The sequence below is a fragment of the Vibrio sp. 10N.222.55.C6 genome (assembly GCF_041473395.1).
Taxonomy (GTDB): Bacteria; Pseudomonadota; Gammaproteobacteria; order Enterobacterales; family Vibrionaceae; genus Vibrio; species Vibrio crassostreae_C.
This window is the reverse complement of the sequence record NZ_JBFRSD010001132.1, coordinates 1-623: the sequence shown is the minus strand read 5'-3', so window position 1 is coordinate 623 and position 623 is coordinate 1. Positions and strand designations below refer to the sequence as shown.

Genomic DNA, 623 nt, shown 5'->3' with positions numbered 1-623 from the left:
GGCAGGGTGTAAACCTGATACGCCAATACCAGCCCAAGCTTGCTATTTAGTAACCCGAATTGGTTCATTAACGAGTACAACGGAATGGCGACCACAATCGGTGGCATCATTTTGATGATTAACACCGACAATAAAAACAGGTTGTCCAGTTTGGCTGGAAAGCGGTATCGAACCAACGCGTAAGCAGCGAAGAATGCCACAATTACGGAAACCACCGTTGCAGATAGCGATACCAGTACGGTATTACTGATTAGAGTAAACAGCTCCCCTTGCCATACCTTTAGAAAGGAGTCGAAGCTCAGTGTCGAAGGCAATAATGCGGTCCCAGAATGTAAGATTTCCGCGGGTGACTTAAAGGCAGTACCGAACATCCAAATGATCGGAAGTATAAATAGGCCGGTCGCAGCCCAGACGAAAAAAATATGAAGGCGTGTATTCATTTTTGGCCTCCTTTCATTACGCGTTTCGCATAGATAAGAGTCATAGAGAGTGAGATAGCGAGCATGACCAGTGATGAGGCGCTTGCCATTCCTAAGTCAAAGAATCGGAAACCGTATTTGTAGACAAACATCGATAAGGTTTCTGTGGCGTTCCCCGGGCCTCCTCCCGTCATCACGTACACC

Annotated in this window: 1 protein-coding gene and 1 pseudogene; both read right to left on the bottom strand. The window is 46.9% G+C overall.

Translation table 11 applies throughout. The features are described from left to right. On the bottom strand, positions 1 to 440 hold a 440-nt coding region (locus AB4486_RS27865), incomplete at its 3' end, for a carbohydrate ABC transporter permease (RefSeq protein ID WP_372120048.1). Then, a pseudogene (locus AB4486_RS27860) lies at positions 437 to 623 on the bottom strand (sugar ABC transporter permease); the annotation flags it as partial. The pseudogene AB4486_RS27860 and the gene AB4486_RS27865, both read right to left, overlap by 4 nt.